Genomic DNA, 18,024 nt, shown 5'->3' with positions numbered 1-18,024 from the left:
CAAGGCTACAGTTTATTTGCCTTGGGTAAAACTTCTTTTTGCTATAACAATAAATTATTAGAAGATAAAGTTGATCAAGAGGCTTACGATATGCTTATAACCCCCTCAATATCTTACAAGACAAACAAAATAATATAACTGTAGATGTTGCTGAATAAAAAGCTCATATTTTACAACAACTTAATCCAAAACAACTCTTCAATAAACTAACACCTGATTTATTAATAAAAGTAAAAGCAGACGGTTTAGAAGTGTGATAATGCACTTCTAAACCGTCTGCTTTTTATGTTTCAACAAATATTAAATTAAATATAACAAAACACACCCTATTAAAGCGTATGTTAAAAAGCATGCTTAGATTAGGTAAAGTCAGCCAGTTCAAGCCACGCACAGCACCACAATGTGTGGAGTGTATGAACACATAAGTGCTGGTGGGTTTAATTACATAGGTCTGGTTCCTATTAAGCGTATTTGGGGAAGATTTTTATCATTTATTCAATAATATGCCCGATTGTCGAATAAAGAGATACCCTAAAAATAATCTTTTTATCAAACTTTATTATAAATTATCGAACTTTATTTTAAATCAATATCAATTACTATCAACTGAAAAATGACAATATTAAATATAATATCCAGTGTAAAATTTTACTGTATATGAATGTACCCTATAATTGAACAACTATTCGAGAAAAAACAGAAACCTTGATACAGCAACGAATTCTCTGTACCAAGGTTTACTTTTGATAACACTATATCTTTTATACTTTTGACAAATATAATTATAAATTGTGACAGTATTAGTTATAACTCACAACTCACAATTGGTTACCAACTTTAATGTAGTTGGACACAACGAAATTGTGAGTTATAATTAATGCTGTCATAAATTTTATGTATTTTAAGGTCAATTTATAAGTAAATTATGTCACTTTTTATAATAACAACTGTCATAATTCCGCAATTCTATAATTCATATTGTCATAAACTGTTTCAGTTCTTTGCTTTAATTATTTGTTAAAGTCAATTGGGGAGTAAAATGATTTTTAGCTCTTTATATACCGATCATCAACGGGCATCCAGTCTGCCAAAAATTACGATATATTGACACTTTCAACTTACCTCAAGTCAGCTATTATACTTTTTATCAATGAAGCGATTCCTTTATACACCCCTTGAGAACTTGTTAATGTCTTTTCAGTGACTCCCAAGTACTCACTTAAAAGGGGATAATCAACTCTACCATATTGTCTATATACATGAACTATAGCCTTTTCTAAATTTTTTCTTCTTATTAACATTTGTTCAGATTTACTTTTTTTTGCTAAATCAGAAATAAACTTTGCTATTTCCGGATAATTCTTTATTATAATCTTTTCGGATATTCCTATAAATTTATATACTTCATGAACAAAAATTTGCTCTTCAGAATTTTTTTTACTTTTTATAAAGTTATCTATTTTTTCAAAAATAAGAGCTTCCTCTTCAGCTTTCTTATTTAATTTATTCTCCATTTTTACTTTATTTATATTTTTATGTAGACTATGATATCGTAAAGTTTTTTCTGTTATATCTAAACTGGCAGCAATTTCATTTATTGAAATTTCAATATTACTATTCACTAATTTCTTGATTACTTCATTCATATTATTTTTTAATTCTTCTCGTTTTTTTCTATTCGTTAATCGTGAATTTTCTTCTAAATAAATATATTGTTGAACCTCAGGATGCCAGTAATAATAAAAGGTTGATAATACATCCCACCCAAAAAGTATTGAAGCTTGTATAGCCAGTAAATAACTCTTTCTCCAAAAAGGCTTCAATAAAGAAAAATTGTCTATTAATATACTACTATTTACTTCTGTAATTCTATCTTCTAGAATTAAATTTTTATTACAAAATGGATTATAACGATAAATATATCCCATATAATAATATACTTTATTTGGATATATTCTAAGTTGCTGAATTATTTGTTTTTCAGAAAAACCAATTTCAATATAGTCATTAATTTCACTTAATAAATTCTTCGAAATATTTATAATTTCCCATTTAGATAATTCTTTATTCAAACCAAACTGTATCCAGCAATTTTTACAAACACACACCGCACTATATAAATACGTTTTCGGTACGAATTTTCCCTTTGAGGAATTTTTCATATCCACCATTTTATTTACTGTACCAAAAAAACTACACCACGAAGATTTGCATTCAATAATTATTTTTTTTGCCTTTGTTTTTTTTATAAATACTTTCTTCATAAAAGACATTGGAACTTTAAGATATAATAAGTCACTAACTTCAATATTTATTTCTCTTAAAGTATTCAATATAAACCCTAAACTTAATATTTCATTAGATTTATTTCTTACAACTTTTAACACTTTAAAAGCTTGTGAAGGAGTAAAAAAAGGATGCTTCTTAGAACTTAACCGTGTGTTTTCTGGAGTAGTTAAAAACAATAATAACAATGCTATATTTCTATGTATTAGTTGAGGGTTATTTAGATAATTACCATTTATGTAATTTACAATTGTAAGTAAACTATTCCAATCTCTATGAATACGCAATTGTTGTGTTTTTACATCAATATCTACTATAGGCTCTTCTATAACCTCAAACAACAATTCTCCACAATCATTACATTTTAGATGTTCTGTAATATCTTTTTTTAAGTATGGTTGATCACATCCACATTTATGACATTTTGATTCTATCCTCGTAAAATGTTTATGACACATATGAATCTCTTTAACTTGCCATAAAAGTTGAAATGCTCCATTTTCATTTAAACAACTTCTGCAAAATCGCCGATTCTTGATTTCAACCTCTTTGCCAAAGATCATTTTTCCGGCTGCTCCAGGATAAAACAAGCTAACAAATGGCTCGAAAGAATGAAGTCCTAATTTGTTAGCTCGAATATTTAATAAAATTGATAGTTCGTTTAGTTGAACAATATCACTTGGAAATAAGTCAAACTTATAAAATGAATTCCTATCAACTTTATACGTAGCTTGTTTTCTTACAAATTGCCATATTTCTGAAATTCTGGTAATGGCATTTTGATTTGCGGTTCTAATAAGATAGCTAGATAAAGACTCCCCCTCTATCAATTTAGCCCTAATAGTGAATCCTCTTCTAACCTCCATGAAACCCTACCTTCCAAATTTAATCTTTATATTGAGAAATTATTGGTTCTTTCTGAGTGCCTAATTTATCTGCTATAAACCGAGTTAATTCCTTATCAATTCTCCACAAAACGGTTCTTCCAATTTTTAAGTACTCGTATAATCCTTTAGAGGAAATATTTTCGGAATGTGTTTCAATAATATAAAGTTCTACCTTATTTTTTATTTCCTCTCTCAAACGATTCAACCTTAACTCTCTCTGCTGCCTTTTCACTTTTGATATATACTTATTCCCTCCCCAATTACGGATTGTTTCAGGGGAGACTTTTAGTTTAGTACATACATTCTTAATTGTGATTTCCTCATTCTTTTCAAACATATTATCTACAGTATTTTTCACTAATAAAAATTGTGAGTTATCGTTGGGAATGTTATCTATTCTATTGGAGTAATTTCCTTTAATATGCAGTTCATTTATTACATCAATATGATATCTATAAATTAAAAACTCATTGTAACTTTCCCATATATTCCACTTTCTAATTTTCTTTAATCCAACATCCTTTCTAATCCCATTAAGAATTTTTTTAAATTTATTTGAATCTATTATAAAATCTTTAGAGAAGGCACAATTATTAAGGACATTCCTACTTATGAAATAACATAAACACCTTTTTGTTTTATCAATTGAAATTTTTAAACTAGAAGCGAGCTGTTTCAAACTGCTGTTTGATGTATTAATAGTAATCAACTCATTATATGCATGTATAAAATATGTTCGTTCTACAAGTTGATCATCATAATTAAAGGCATATTCACAACCACATTTAGTACAAAGAAGATAATATTTTAATTCTGTACCATCATTTTTCTTTTTCTTACTGGTTCCAGTTTTAACCAAAGAGCCCACTTTTCCAAATGAAGAACACCAGGGAGCCATACATGAAACATTTTCAATTTTCCTTTTAGGTAGAAGTCCTGTTATAAATATATCTGGAATTTCCAAGTTACATAATTGCTCCAAACTAAAATTTCGTTCTTGTAAAATATTCAATACAATACTCATGTGCAAATTTTTCCGTCGTCCATTTGTACCTCTTACATGCTGAAGCAAGGTGGGCAATGAAGTATATTTGTTCAAATTTTTAGTAACTAGATTTCTATCTAACTCTATTTTAAATTCATTCAATAAATACAGTAACCTAAGTGGAATCTGATCAATATCAATAGATAGAGCATTTTCTCCCAATAAAAACTCCCAAGATTTTATTACATGAGTATTTATTTCTACCTCTACATTCTTATCAAGTATAATTTTGCTATTTTTTAAGGCAAAATTACAATGAGGGCATAGACCAATATAATCTACTTCCTTATAAAATATATCTTTATAGCAATTTTGACACTTATCTAAAAGAAGCCTATTATGTTTTAAACATCCATTAACGTCTTCAACTTTCCATAAAACCCTATAGTAATTATTTTCTTTTAAACAATCCGGGCAATAATTTAACTTTTTTCTAATTAGATCTGTGAAATTTCTCACTCTAGAAAAATTTTCTGTAGTAAATTTCTTTATCACTTTAAAAAATGTTTTATTAAGTAAATCCATTTTATCTAAATTATTTAGCTCTGCAACTTTTCTAATATCAAGAACATTTAATGGATAAAAATCAACTAAATCTAAATCACTTTTTTGTAGATAATGTGAATTGCTTATACTAAAACTGGAACAGAATTTTAAAACATCGAAACCATTAGCATAAGCTAACCTTTTTAAAAAACTAGATAATAATTCATCCTTATAAGGTCTAACTCTTATTGTTAAGAATTGTGTTTCCAAAAGTAACCTCTCCAAAAGTTTTTAATACAATTATTCCCTTTTGATTGAGGTATATACTTCTTTTTTACATCTCACCTATGTTATCATCAATAAAATCACCCTGTATAATTTTATAGGCTTCATCCAGTATATATGGCGATAATATAGCTTTATTAAAGTCATTGAAGGACTCTTGAAAAACCCCCAACAAATCATATGCTTCCTGAATAATAGGAACTAAATAACCTACTTTTCCTTTACTTTGATAATGAAGTATTTGGGGCAGTCCTGTTTTCAAATCTCCTAATCCAATTTTTTGGGGAAATTTCAATTGCTCTTCTATTCTATTTAAAAATATACAAAACTCTTCATTACACTCTGTAAAACGATCAATGGAGCGTGGGCGATATCTTGACTTATATTGTTCATCTAAAGTTCTTAATTCTGCTGCCTCGGGTGTGCCCATTAAAACTAATGTAACATTCGTTTTGTTAGCCATGTGTTTTATAGCATCCATAGCTGTATTTTTATTAACACCGGATGTTTGTATATTGTTTATTTCATCTATTATCACCATTTTCACTCTTTGTCTATCAATCAAGTGATAAGCACGTACCTTCAGATCATTAATCTTTGGTACTCCTCCTAAACGAGGAGAGCCTAATGCATATATTAATTCATGATAAAATTCTAATAAGGTAAATGGGTGAGGGGTTTCCATATAAATTACTGGTTTAATATCAACTTCTGTCCCGTCTCCCTCGGTAATGGTATATCCTGGATATCTTTGAATATAATTCTCTGCCATTATAGTTTTACCCACATTTGATGGTCCTGTAATAAAAAGATGTCTAGTTTTCCCTATCCTTTTCATATGAGAATCCATAACTCTATAAATTGACTCAGCATAGGGAAGATCTACATTTAAATTTAGGACTCTATCAGCAAACTCCAAAAAAGGATTGTTCAACGAATTATTTACCATTACACTTTTTCACTTCCCTAATTTTTATCCGCGTTCTCATCAAATATTTTTATCGCATTAGCCATAAGCTGTTCATAAGTGGGATTATTTTTCTTATTAACTATCTCTTTTTGATTTATATTAGTTACCTCAACTTCCCATTCCATTCGTTCCATTTGTTGTCTTGTTCTTCTATTTGTTTTATACATTTTTTCAATATTTTTTTGAAGAGCTGCTTTTGCTTGAAGGATTTGTTCATCTGTAGCAATTTTATTCCTTCTTAGTTCTCCCTTGTCTTTTAAATGTTTTAGTAACAATTTATAAGTATAAGCATTCATTCCTTGTACAGATTCATAAGGTGGAGAAACAATATTAACTCTTACATAATCAACTTCCTTTGGAGATTTAATATATATGTATGAAATATCATCAATATCATATTTCACAATATACTTAACCTCTCTTTTATCTATTAAGTGAGATAATGAGTTAGATCTATAAATACGATTATCAATTCTTACACCATCTCTTGTATAGGGCTTAGATAATGATGGTAATAGTGAGACTTTAAACAAATCTTCATCCTCGGGTTCTATAAAATCAGGTAAACCACTCTTCTTTAGCCCTTCATGAAAACGTGCTATTGGCGAATTACAATCTATCGGTAGTCCTTCATGTTTCTGAAAATGATAGATATCCGTTATATACTTAGTTAAAATTTCTTTAACATTCTCAAGGCTTAATAATGCATTTTCTGATGAATCATACTCACCTTTTTGAAAAATATTACTTTTAGTTGTACCATGTAGATTGTGTAAAACCTGTGTATTAATTGTGCCAATCAATCTTTCAATAGTCCCCCCATATCGAGGAGTTGCTATTGGCCGAAACCTAATATTTGACTTTAGCGTCTCATCAACTAAGCGTCTAATTGCAAGATTATCAAATTCAGTACCATTATCAAATTGTATACTGTACGGTATACCAAAGATTTCCCAATTATTAAAAGTTCCATATTGTTCTTTTGTATTTTTAAAAAGAACACCCTGTTGAATTGCTTTTCTTACCCTATTTGCAGAAGGGGGTTCAAATGAAATATACATACACCAAACCACTCTTGAATATACATCAACTCCTAATGTAATCCATGGTCTCCCTTTAACAACACCATTTTTTTCATCAATAACCTCTATATCCATTCGGGTATGATCTATTTCTACTAAATGTAACGGATAAAGAGCTTCTTTATTAGCAAATCCACGATTTACTTCTTCATATTTATTTATAGACTTAGTACCAAATCGCATTCTTTCAACTACTTTAGTCGAAATCCGTTCAAATATCTTATACATAGTCTCTGGTTTAATTGGTGGAATACCATTAATTGAACATTTGATATTTATCAAATCTATAATATTCGCTTTACTTTTACTTTGAAGTGTTAGGTATTCATTTTCAATTACTTCTTTAATTATTGGTATATATACATCATTCAAGCGAACTTGAATTTGATCTAGTATCATCTCTGGATGTTTAGGGTGATTAATTATTAAAGTTTTATTGTCATTCCGGTATTTATACCCTGTTCCCGCATTAGATACCAACCCTTCTTCACCAAGTGTAGAATTCTCATCAGCAACTTTGCGATAATTCGATAAATACCTTTTTATTGTCCTCTCGGAAAGTGAATTTTTTATTGCCAATCTCTCTATTATTAACTCTTGTTTTAATTTTTCTGGATTTTCATTTTCGTTTAATAAATCTTTATAGTTCTCAAGAAATGCTACAAAAGAAGGGAAATGATTTTGTTTTAACTTTTCTAGTAATATCAAAGGTCTAATAATATTTAACCGTTTAGATACTTCCTCTCTTTTCTTTTCATTTAAAGAATCTAAAACTGAAAAGTAAACTCTATTATCACTTTCGATATTTCTTTTTATTGATTTTCCAGTATGAAAAGATGGATTTGTTATTAATTCAAAGTAATTAATCGATATTGCATCTCCACTTGTATCCTTTCTTTTTAATATAATAATAGGTGGGTCAATTGCTAAAATTATATATGTCATACCAAAATAAATTACTTCACCATTTATTTTCAGTTCACTTGTATTCAAATAAATCACCATCCAAATTTAGATATGGTAGTAGCTCTTCGTTTAGCTTTTTTAGTCTAACTTCACTATACTGGTCAATTTCTTTTGTAATATTTATTTGTAAAATCCCTGTTGCAATAAGATGATAGATAGCAGGCAATATTAGGAGGGGGTTCACTTTAGGAGAGAAACTAGAAGCAAGTTCGTCTATTGTTACACCCTTCATGTGTTCTACTCGATAAATTATTTCAGGTATCCACTCGTCAAACCTCTTACGTTTACGAATGGCTCCTTGTAAAAATTTAATATTATATAAAATGTTCTGCGGTAGTTTCTTAGGATAAATAACCTTGTATTCCCACTGTCTTTGAGCTGAATATTTTTTACATATTTTATTTATAAGGACATGTTTTTTACTTTCCTGCGGTGACTCTTTAATTTGAAATAGCGTTGATTTAAACCCATTAACAAATACTAAGACATCGGGAACGTGAATCCAGCTTTTTCTATCCCCTTCTTTTGTAAGAAAAGGCACTTCTATTTCTAATGGCTGTACATAATACCGCTCTACTTCTGTCGCCAATTCTAAGAAAAAGTAAAATAGACATTCTCCCATCGATTCATACTCAATTATCCTCTTCATTTTGTTGCTGTAAAAAGAACCAGCAATATGATGTATTTTCCAACTTAATTTATTACTAACTTTCCTTTTCGGAAAAAACTCCATTTCATTTTCTTCCCATTGCTCATTTTGAAAATATTTTTTTGACATTGGACCTCCCTAAATACTTGTACTCAGAATAATTGTAATTACACATTAACTCGCACTTCATTTCATTAAAAAGTATAATTATGTTATAACATAAATTATCAAATTGCTTATAACTATACTTTTACTATTATAACTATACTTATAATTATAACCAATTATTAGAAATTTTTTCAATATGGAGAATGTAATCATGGAAAATATAAATGAGCGTATTAAAAATTTAAGAAAGTTACTTAATTTAAATCAGACTACTTTTGCTAAAGCTATTGGTATTTCACAAGCAGCATTAAGTGATCTAGAAAAAGGGAAATCTAAACCATCTATTGAAACTTTAATTTCAATTAGTGATAAATTTAATATCTCTATTGACTGGATTATTAGAGGAAGAAAAACTGGGGAGGAACAAGGGATAGGGAAATTCCCTATTCATTTTGATAAATTATATAATATAGTAATGGATACGATATGGGAGGAAAAAGATACTCTTACTGCTGAATTTAATATCCCACTAGAGGACATTCAATTTGCCTTAAGAAGATTTATTATTAGCTTTTATAGATCTGAATCTGAACGGACAATTGACGATAAATATATTATCGCAATGTTAGACCTAATCACTACTGAAGATAAAGAATATATTCTTAAACTAGTTCAAGACATCATACTTTTTAAATATAAATCTGAGTTTCAAAAGCCCGATATTAGTTGATTTCCTTAAATGAGAAGATTTATTTATAACCACTATCTAGTTTTCCAATACTGCAGTCCCATTTGAAGAAAAAGAATGAATATGTTGTTGATTGAACTTAGGATTGGCAGTGGTTTACATTCATTTACTCCTCCACATTCCGTATTTTTAAGAAACACACACAACTATCGTTCGAAGACAACGTCATAACTACAGCATAAATCTCTTTATGCTCGCGTGTTTCAAACGATAATTTAATTTTAAGGAGAGAATTATGATGAAAAGAGAAATTCCAATTATTGTTGGTGCCTACTTTAATGTAGTTGGACACTGCTGTTAAGTTACAAAAAAGTTGTATACTGCATGTACAACTTTTTTCTTCTTAAATTAAAGACTTAAAAAAATATTCTTTTATGTGAGTTCATTATCGAATAAGAAAAATTCTCCGTAGTTTAATAGGAGAAGCTAAAGTAAAAAAACACCTAATTGGCATTAGGTGTTCTCCTGGAATGATGTATCTACTAAAAGAAAATGTAATACATTGTAATGTATGTTATAAGTAAACCGCCGATAATGATCATAGCCTTGTTTACTTCTAAATTACTTTTCTTTTTTAAGAAATAGTTTTTAGATGTTCAACAATATACTTAGCATCAAATCCCACCCCTTGCAAAATCGCAGAACCGCGTCGATATTGCCATGGTAAACCAATGAAATATAGTCCTTTCACATTTGTAATACCTCGTTGATGAACTATTTCCCCTTCTTCATTAAACACTTTTCTTAACTCTAGCCAAGGGTATTTTAAATCAAAACCTGTAGCCCATATAATGTTATCGACCTTTAGAGTAGTTGAATCTTTAAAGGTTATTTCGTTATATATACCTTTCATCACTCTGGGTTTTAGGAAAACTTCTTTTCTCTTAATCGCATCTTTCAATTCGAAACCAAAAATAGGATCTCCTTTTTTTTGAATTACTTTTCCTAAAAAGGAATTCGTACTCGCCTTTAATATTCCGAATTGATCTAACCACCAATACATGCTTTTATCGAAAAACACTAAAGGCAAGTAGGATAACTTTTTGCTAATCGCTAAATATGTTTCCTTTTCTTTTGATAATTCTACTGCAATTTGAGCTCCACTATTTCCTCCACCGACTACAAGAACGTTACCTTCTTTTAACTGAACCGGGTTTTTATATTGTGAAGAATGAAGCTGGTTAATGTCACTGGATAATTTCTGTGAAAATGCGGGTATTCTTGGGGTTTGGAATGCTCCAGTTGCTATGATAAGATTTTTTGATTGAAGTATACCTTGAAGTGTTTCTATGTAAAATATGCCATCCTGGTGTTGTACCTTGATTACTTCAGTTTGTAACTGAATGGGTAAGTTAAATTCATTTGCATATTGCTTTAAATAACTAACTATTTCATTCTTATTCGGAAAACCGTGTGCATCTCCTTCAAGTGGTAGTCCTGGTAAAGCATCATACATTCTTGGGGTGAATAAAACTAAGGAGTCATAACGGTTAATCCAACTTTCGCCTACTTCTTTTCCTTTATCTAAGATTAAAAATTCTTGCTTTAGTTGTTTTAAATAATACCCTACAGATAGACCAGCTTGACCTGCTCCTATTACTATCGTGTCAATCACTCATATCACACCCTTCATTTTTACAAATGGCTTTCCAATTTGGAAAGCCATTTCATTTACTCTTTAACTCTCATTAGTCGCATGCTATTTAGTGAAACTAGTAGTGTCGCTCCCATGTCTGATAGAATCGCAATCCAAAGAGTTAGCCAACCAGGAACCACTAGTAGCAGTGCAAGCACCTTAATACCTATTGCAAAAGTAATGTTAGCCTTAATAATATTTAATGCTTTACGACTTAACTTAACAGTGAATGGGAGTTTTCTTAAATCATCCGCCATTAATGCAACATCAGCAGTTTCTAAAGCTGTATCAGTACCTGCCCCACCCATTGCGATACCAACTGTAGAAGCGGCTAATGCAGGAGCATCATTTACACCGTCACCTACCATTGCAACATTACCAAACTCACTTCTTAATTGTTTAATATAATTTAATTTATCATCTGGCATTAATTCTGCTTGGATTTCTGATACTCCTACATGACTTCCAATTGCATTTGCAGTACCTTTGTTATCACCTGTAAGCATAATTGTTTTTTTGATGCCAAGTTGATGTAACTTTTGAATAATCTCTTTACTTGATTCACGGACTTCATCAGCCACCGCAATAACACCTAAAACTTCCTTCTCTGTGCCTATTACCATCGCTGTTTTACCCTGATTTTGAAGTTCAGTTACTACTCTCTCTAGGTTTGTATCAAAATTTGATACTGTTAACTCCTTAAAGAGTTTTGGACTACCAATATAATAAGTTGTGCCATTAACTATACCCATAATTCCTTTACCTGTGATAGAAGAGAAATCCTCAACGAAAACATCAGAATATGAGATATTTTCCTCATCTGCTTTTTTTATAATCGCTGAAGCTAGAGGATGCTGCGAACGGGTTTCTAAAGCGGTAATAACTGCAAGTAAGTCATTTCCATTTACGTTTTTGCTTAACACTTTATAATCTGTTACTACTGGTACGCCTTTTGTTAGTGTACCTGTTTTATCAAATGCAATTGCCTTTAAGGCACCTATTTCCTCTAGATACACTCCACCTTTAATAAGAACACCTTTTTGGGCAGCATTTCCAATTGCTGAAACAATTGATATCGGAGTAGAAATTACAAGTGCGCAAGGACAACCAACAACTAAAACTGATAATCCTTGGTAAACCCAAGTGGACCAGCTATCATCAAAGAATAAGGGTGGTACAACTGCAACTAATGCTGCAATAATCATAATAGCTGGTGTATAATACTTCGCGAATTTATCAACAAATGCTTGGGATGGTGCACGTTCAGCTTGTGCTTCCTCTACAAGTTCGATAATTTTTGAAATCGTTGTATCTTCTACTAATTTTGTGATTTTTACCTCAAGCAAACCTTCTTCATTTAGAGTACCTGCAAATACTTCATCGTCAACTGTCTTCCCAACAGGAACCGATTCACCAGTAATTGCTGCTTGGTTTACAGATGAGTTACCTTTAATAACAACACCATCCATAGCAATCTTTTGACCAGGTTTAACAATCATAATATCACCTACTGCGATATCATCTACATGGATCGTCATTTCCTGACCATTACGTTTAACAAGTGCTTCTTTTGGTGCAATATCCATTAATGAGCGAATAGATTGTCTCGCTCTATCCATTGAAAATCGTTCAAGTGCTTCACTAATTGCAAATAGAATCACAACGATTGAGGCTTCTGCCCATTCTCCAATGATGGCAGCACCAATCACTGCAACAGTCATAAGTGTCTTCATATCAAAATCTAATCGACGTAAGTTTTGGAAACCTACTATAAATAGTGAGTATCCACCAATTACTATTGATGCGATAAATAACAGCGAAGTTATAAGGTTTTCTTCTCCATTTACATTTAGCGAAAGATACCCGAAAACAATGAATAATACAGCATATAATAACTCACTGTGTTTTTTGTAAAATGGTATTTTTTCCTCTTTTTTAACCTCATCGGCAGTTCTTTTTACATCATCCACTTGACGGACAGGCTTATCAGGAATTACTTTAAGATTCTCAAAAGCACCTGCTTTTTCTAATTCCTCGATAGTTGCTTCTCCTACAACACTAATTTTGGAAGCCCCAAAGTTTACTTTTGCATCTTCTACTCCAGGTAGTTCTTTCACGTTTCTTTCAAACTTCCCTGCACAATTGGCACATGAGAAGCCTTCTACACGATAGACACTTTTTGCTTCTTCAACAAATATCGGTTCAACTAGTAGCGGAGGAGATTGCCTTTTCGGTTTTTCAGGTGTCACTTTTAAATTTTCAAAAGCTCCCGCCTTTTCTAATTCTTCAACTGATGCCTCACCATATACACTGATTTTTGATGCTCCAAAGTTTACTTTTGCATCTTGTACCCCAGGCAGTTCTTTTACATTTCTTTCAAACTTCCCTGCACAATTGGCACATGAGAAGCCATCAACCCTGAATACTTTTTTATCTTCTAATTCTTTAGTAGCCTCACTCAACTTCGGCAACCTCCTTTTGATGTGCAAAAGCGACTCCAATTAGTTGTTTAACATGATCGTCATCTAACGAATAGTAGACTAATTTTCCTTCTTTACGATATTTAGCTATTCCTAAGTTATTTAGCAATCTTAAATGATGAGATGCTGTTGCGTTTGTTGCACCTACAATATTTGCTACATCACATACACATAACTCATCCTCTACTGATAATGCATAGGCAATTTTGATTCTTGTATCATCAGAAAGAGCTTTAAAAATTTTAGCTACTTCAAAAGGATTCTCCTTCGACAATTTTTCTGAAATTGTCGTTACTTTTTCTTCATTTATACATGTGATTTCACATACATCTTTTTCTTTAGTCACAATAATTCACCTCATAATATTCAAATAAACATTTGATTGTTATTGCTTAAATTTTACATCTTAACAGTCAAATAGTCAAATGTATATTTGAATAAAGTTTAATATTGGGTCTATAAAGAGTATTAAAAATTCAGCTTCTCTATTGACAAAAATCCAAACTTTAAAGGCCATGCCCTATTCAACATAAAAAAAATGCTAAAATTAAATAGTAAACTTTTATAAATAACTTATTGAAAGAAGGATATATAAATGGATTTTTTGTATTTCCCCGAAGATAAAACGGAATATTTACCTGTTTTAATTGAATTATTAGTGTTATTAGTTTTATGCTTTATTGTTTTCAATTTATTTCGTCGTATTTCTAAGAAACAAGAGTTAAAAGCAAAAGAAATTGAGGAACGTATTTTACGTGAAAAACAACACCAAAGTGCCCCAAACAAAACAGAGGAATAATAATAGGTTCAAATTATATTGGTAAAAGAAACTGTAGACAATTATTACAATGAATTATATACAGTTTCTTTTTCTTTGATTTTTTTCTTTAGTTCGAACTATACCAATAAAAAATTTATTATTGGTATCAATGTTCGTGATTATGGTCATGATTACCATTTTCAACTTTACATAGAATTGAATTTTCATGACTATTTTTATTACTTTCCAATTGAATCGTTACATGCCCTATGCCCTGATGTTCTAATTCATGTTCTATTAAACGTAAGATTTTTTGAGAATCATTAATTGTTAAACCTCCATCTACTACTGCATGACATGATAATGCGTGTTGCCCACTAGTTATCGTCCATACATGTAAGTCATGAATATTTTTTACACCCTCAACTTTTTCGAATATTTTAATAATTACATTTAAATCTATATTTGTTGGAGTACCTTCCATTAAAATATGGATTGCTGAATTTGTAACTCGTATCCCACTGACAAAAACAAGTACTGCAACAATTACACTTGCAATAGGATCTGCCCATCCCCAATTAAATAACATAATTAGTATTGCAGCAATAATTGCAGCAACAGATCCAAGCATATCACTCATTACATGAAGGAATGCAGCTCTTAAATTTAAGTTTTCTTTTGTATCCCCTCCACGTAACATTATCCACGCTACTAAGATGTTTATTAATAATCCAACAATGGATATCATTAACATTCCAGTTGATGCTACTTCAGGTGGAGCAATAAAGCGTTGTATTGCCTCGTAGAATATGTAAAGGGCGATTAAAATTAATGTAATTCCATTTATTACTGCCGCAAGTACCTCAAATCGTTTATACCCATAAGTTTTTTTATTATTTGATGCTTTTTCTCCTAGTCTAAAAGCTACTAGCGCTATTGCTAATGATATTGAATCACTAAGCATATGGCCTGCATCAGATAAAAGAGCTAAACTGTTAGTTAAAATCCCACCTATCGCTTCAACAAACATGTACCCAGTTATAATAATAAAAGCTATTGTAAGTGTTTTTTTATTTCCACCATGTGTATGGTTATGTCCCACTTATTTTACCTCCAGTTCAAGGTTCAACTGTTAATTTTAGGTGTTAGTAATTAATTTTTTCATTGTAATATACAATACAGTTTGTTCAATAATAGTCCTTTTAACTACATGTTGAATTGGAATTATAAAATATTCTTAACAAGCCTATATATGAACATAATTATGTTTGGAACTCTAAACAGTAATAAAAAAATCCCCAAATTAATTTGAGGATGTAATGACTATATCTATAGTATTAAATTAAAACGGAACAAACTGTAACGGATTCATATGTCCTACCTTTTGACCGGCCCAAGTACCATTATGCAATTCAAAATGTAGATGTGGTCCTGTAACACGACCTGTTGCCCCCATTTTCCCTATTTCCTGTCCTTTAGATACAGATTGTCCTGCTTGCACACTGATCGAATTCATGTGAGCATAAACAGTTGTGTATATTTTTCCATTAATCGAATGTGTTAGGATAACCGCATTACCATATGTACTGAGAGGTGCAGCATAAGAAACAACTGCATCTGAAGCAGCAACAATTGGTGTTCCTGTAGAATTTGCTACGTCAACACCATAGTGAAACTCACCACCTCCAAAACTCCTCCAACCATAACCTGAAGTAAATGTACCATATGTAGGAGTTGTCCATACCCCACTTGATGTTACAGGAACATCGGGTGAAGCTGAGTTATTATTTGCATTTCGTTTACGTTCCTGTTCGCGTGCTAGTTCTGCCATACGTTTCTGTTCTGCAATGATCTTCGTTTCTAGCTCTTCACTGATTTCATGTACTTCCTCGTATTGATTTTCCAATTGCTGTTCTGAATCCTTCAGCTTTTCTTGTTCGGCTTCAAGTTTAACAATTAAGGCCGTTTTGTCTGATCTTTGGCTCTCTAAATTAGTTTTTAATGCAAGCAATTCTGTACGATCACTCTCAAGTTCTACTAGCGTTTCTTCTAAGTCAAACTCTTTTATCTCAATTAACCTAATATCTTCATTTTGTTCATCTATAAGGGTACGGTCTGCTTCCATTAATGTACTTGCTGCTGAAAATCTATCTATTAAATCGACAGCTATTTGAACCTAGTAAAATATCTAGGAAACTTATTGTTCCACTCGATTGAATTGCACGTAACCGTTCATCTATTAGTTCATCTCGATTATTAATTTTTTCTTCTAAATCTTTTATGTCCGCTTGTAAATTTTTAATTTCTTGAGTAGTTTGTTCAATACTAGTTTCAAATACGCTAATTTGATCTTCCGTAGCTATGATTTCCTTATTAAAGTTTGTTATTTGGTTTAATAAGCTATCTTGTTCTGCTTGGTTTGTCTGAATTTCAATTTTTTTCTCTTTTAATTCTTTGTTTAACTCTACCTTTTTTTGTTCTATTTCATTTTGTTCTTCTTTTAAACTATTCAAATTATTTGCTGAGGCTTGTAGATTAAGGAAAATCGTTGAAGTCAACAATGTAAAAGTTCCAATTAAGACAAAACCTTTCAGTTTCTTACTCAAATGAGAAATCCTCCCGACACTTCACCCTACTTGTTCTAGTAAGTCAAACTATTAGTACTTTTATTTAACAGACTGATTATACCATTCAAAATAGATAATAAATTTTACAATTTAGTTTCAGATTATTGTGTATTAAAAACGGTTCAATTTCAAATGTTGGGGTGATGTGAAAACACATCACCTTTTTTCATCCTAAATGAATACCGATTTCTTTATATTGATTGCTTAATAATATTTTACCTTTATAACGCTCAAATTTCTTAAAGCCGTAGGCATTTCGTTTAATAACTTTCGATTTATTATTTATCCCTTCTAAAAAGCCGTTAGAGTAACCGTAACTGAAGCTATTCAATATCTCTACTTGCCAATTCTTAAAGGTTTGAATTGCCTTAATAAACGCAGGAATATTTGATTCTTCTACCTGCTTGTAGAATTCAAATAATTTTTCTTTTATTTCTTTTATGTCATTCGTTTTTTTGGCCCAGTCTAACCATTTACAATAAGCTTCTTTAAGTATGTATGCTTGTTTTAAAACATCTGACATTCCGAGATAACGATTTAAGTACCAGCGATCCTTTTCCTTTAATTTCTCTTTTCTCTTATACAATACATGCCGCATCCTTTTACACTGTTTGCGATCATAAGCATGCCATTCTTTCTGAACGATTCTACGAACCTCGTCTAAGGCCCAGTAAATATAACGACTATAGTGAAATCGATCGGCCACGATTACAGGTCGACTTAATGCCTTTTTAACGGCTTCTTTAAAATGAGGGTTCATATCCATCACTACGACATTAACCGAGCTACCAAATTTTCTTAAGTAATCTTTAATTGTATTTTTACGACGGTTGGGTAAGATATCAAGCGGTTCATGTGTTTCTGCATTCGCAATAATGAGCTGATAAGTTCCTGCATCTGTATCGCCCTTATATTCATCAATAGCGATATGCTTAGGTAATTCAACTCCATTAGCCAATCTATCATTTAAAACAGAATCAAACCTACGAATAATTGTTGTAATTGATGT

At 31.0% G+C, this 18,024-nt stretch carries 14 protein-coding genes; 2 read left to right on the top strand and 12 right to left on the bottom strand.

What is annotated here, in order from left to right; all coding sequences use genetic code 11:
• Window positions 1–1,118 precede the first annotated feature (1,118 nt).
• From CD30_RS16800 to CD30_RS16780, 5 genes are all read right to left on the bottom strand, one after another.
• The gene (locus CD30_RS16800; protein WP_036179521.1) at window positions 1,119–3,152 is read right to left on the bottom strand and encodes a TniQ family protein; all 2,034 of its coding nucleotides are present in this window, start codon (window positions 3,150–3,152) and stop codon (window positions 1,119–1,121) included.
• Window positions 3,153–3,171: 19 nt separating this feature from the next.
• Window positions 3,172–4,974: a TniQ family protein gene (locus CD30_RS16795; RefSeq protein WP_036179518.1), complete on the bottom strand. Its 1,803-nt coding sequence runs from the start codon at window positions 4,972–4,974 to the stop codon at window positions 3,172–3,174.
• A gap of 64 nt (window positions 4,975–5,038) precedes the next feature.
• The gene (locus CD30_RS16790) at window positions 5,039–5,938 is read right to left on the bottom strand and encodes a TniB family NTP-binding protein (RefSeq protein WP_036179515.1); all 900 of its coding nucleotides are present in this window, start codon (window positions 5,936–5,938) and stop codon (window positions 5,039–5,041) included.
• Window positions 5,939–5,955: 17 nt separating this feature from the next.
• Window positions 5,956–8,034 carry a Mu transposase C-terminal domain-containing protein gene (locus CD30_RS16785; protein ID WP_036179512.1) on the bottom strand — a complete coding sequence of 693 codons (2,079 nt, stop codon included), beginning with the start codon at window positions 8,032–8,034 and terminating at the stop codon, window positions 5,956–5,958.
• Window positions 8,021–8,785, bottom strand: a complete 765-nt coding sequence (locus CD30_RS16780; RefSeq protein WP_036179509.1) for a PDDEXK family nuclease — start codon at window positions 8,783–8,785, stop codon at window positions 8,021–8,023. The genes CD30_RS16785 and CD30_RS16780 overlap by 14 nt, the downstream gene beginning before the upstream one ends.
• A gap of 190 nt (window positions 8,786–8,975) precedes the next feature.
• Between CD30_RS16780 and CD30_RS19650 the strand changes: the two genes are divergently transcribed.
• Window positions 8,976–9,494: a helix-turn-helix domain-containing protein gene (locus CD30_RS19650; RefSeq protein ID WP_052126292.1), complete on the top strand. Its 519-nt coding sequence runs from the start codon at window positions 8,976–8,978 to the stop codon at window positions 9,492–9,494.
• A gap of 592 nt (window positions 9,495–10,086) precedes the next feature.
• Here CD30_RS19650 and CD30_RS16770 read toward each other — a convergent pair.
• Genes CD30_RS16770 through CD30_RS16760 form a run of 3 tightly spaced genes read right to left on the bottom strand, consistent with a single transcriptional unit; the run spans window position 10,087 to window position 13,974 of the window.
• The gene (locus CD30_RS16770; protein ID WP_036179507.1) at window positions 10,087–11,127 is read right to left on the bottom strand and encodes a flavin-containing monooxygenase; all 1,041 of its coding nucleotides are present in this window, start codon (window positions 11,125–11,127) and stop codon (window positions 10,087–10,089) included.
• Window positions 11,128–11,183: 56 nt separating this feature from the next.
• Window positions 11,184–13,610, bottom strand: a complete 2,427-nt coding sequence (locus CD30_RS16765; protein WP_036179504.1) for a heavy metal translocating P-type ATPase — start codon at window positions 13,608–13,610, stop codon at window positions 11,184–11,186.
• Window positions 13,603–13,974 (bottom strand): ArsR/SmtB family transcription factor, encoded by a 372-nt coding sequence (locus tag CD30_RS16760; RefSeq protein ID WP_036179501.1) that lies wholly within the window; start codon window positions 13,972–13,974, stop codon window positions 13,603–13,605. Before CD30_RS16760 ends, CD30_RS16765 begins: the two co-directional genes overlap by 8 nt.
• A 249-nt stretch (window positions 13,975–14,223) precedes the next feature.
• Here CD30_RS16760 and CD30_RS16755 point away from each other — a divergent pair, with 249 nt between their 5' ends.
• A complete protein-coding gene (locus CD30_RS16755; protein ID WP_036179497.1) occupies window positions 14,224–14,427 on the top strand; it encodes a hypothetical protein in 204 nt (67 codons plus the stop codon).
• Window positions 14,428–14,554: 127 nt separating this feature from the next.
• On the opposite strand, the gene CD30_RS16750 is transcribed toward CD30_RS16755, so the two are convergent.
• From CD30_RS16750 to CD30_RS16740, 4 genes are all read right to left on the bottom strand, one after another.
• Window positions 14,555–15,490, bottom strand: coding sequence for a cation diffusion facilitator family transporter (locus tag CD30_RS16750; RefSeq protein WP_036179494.1), 936 nt, complete (start codon window positions 15,488–15,490; stop codon window positions 14,555–14,557).
• A gap of 240 nt (window positions 15,491–15,730) precedes the next feature.
• Window positions 15,731–16,513 (bottom strand): M23 family metallopeptidase, encoded by a 783-nt coding sequence (locus CD30_RS20215; RefSeq protein ID WP_088350822.1) that lies wholly within the window; start codon window positions 16,511–16,513, stop codon window positions 15,731–15,733.
• Window positions 16,514–16,535: 22 nt separating this feature from the next.
• Window positions 16,536–16,994: a PcsB-like coiled-coil domain-containing protein gene (locus CD30_RS20210; protein ID WP_088350820.1), complete on the bottom strand. Its 459-nt coding sequence runs from the start codon at window positions 16,992–16,994 to the stop codon at window positions 16,536–16,538.
• A gap of 187 nt (window positions 16,995–17,181) precedes the next feature.
• Window positions 17,182–18,024, bottom strand: an 843-nt coding sequence (locus tag CD30_RS16740; protein WP_036179491.1) for an ISL3 family transposase, incomplete at its 5' end; no start/stop codon positions are given.

Source organism: Ureibacillus massiliensis 4400831 = CIP 108448 = CCUG 49529 (genome assembly GCF_000772965.1).
GTDB lineage: Bacteria > Bacillota > Bacilli > Bacillales_A > Planococcaceae > Ureibacillus > Ureibacillus massiliensis.
Note: the sequence above shows the minus strand (reverse complement) of the source record. Positions and strands in the feature narration are given on the sequence as shown.

What these genes read in the sequence shown, in the direction of transcription:
- CD30_RS16790 (WP_036179515.1), bottom strand. Translation starts at nt 5,938, where the DNA reads ATGGTAAATAATTCGTTGAACAATCCTTTTTTGGAGTTTGCTGATAGA.
- CD30_RS19650 (WP_052126292.1), top strand. Translation starts at nt 8,976, where the DNA reads ATGGAAAATATAAATGAGCGTATTAAAAATTTAAGAAAGTTACTTAAT.
- CD30_RS16755 (WP_036179497.1), top strand. Translation starts at nt 14,224, where the DNA reads ATGGATTTTTTGTATTTCCCCGAAGATAAAACGGAATATTTACCTGTT.
- CD30_RS20215 (WP_088350822.1), bottom strand. Translation starts at nt 16,513, where the DNA reads ATGGAAGCAGACCGTACCCTTATAGATGAACAAAATGAAGATATTAGG.
- CD30_RS16780 (WP_036179509.1), bottom strand. Translation starts at nt 8,785, where the DNA reads ATGTCAAAAAAATATTTTCAAAATGAGCAATGGGAAGAAAATGAAATG.
- CD30_RS16800 (WP_036179521.1), bottom strand. Translation starts at nt 3,152, where the DNA reads ATGGAGGTTAGAAGAGGATTCACTATTAGGGCTAAATTGATAGAGGGG.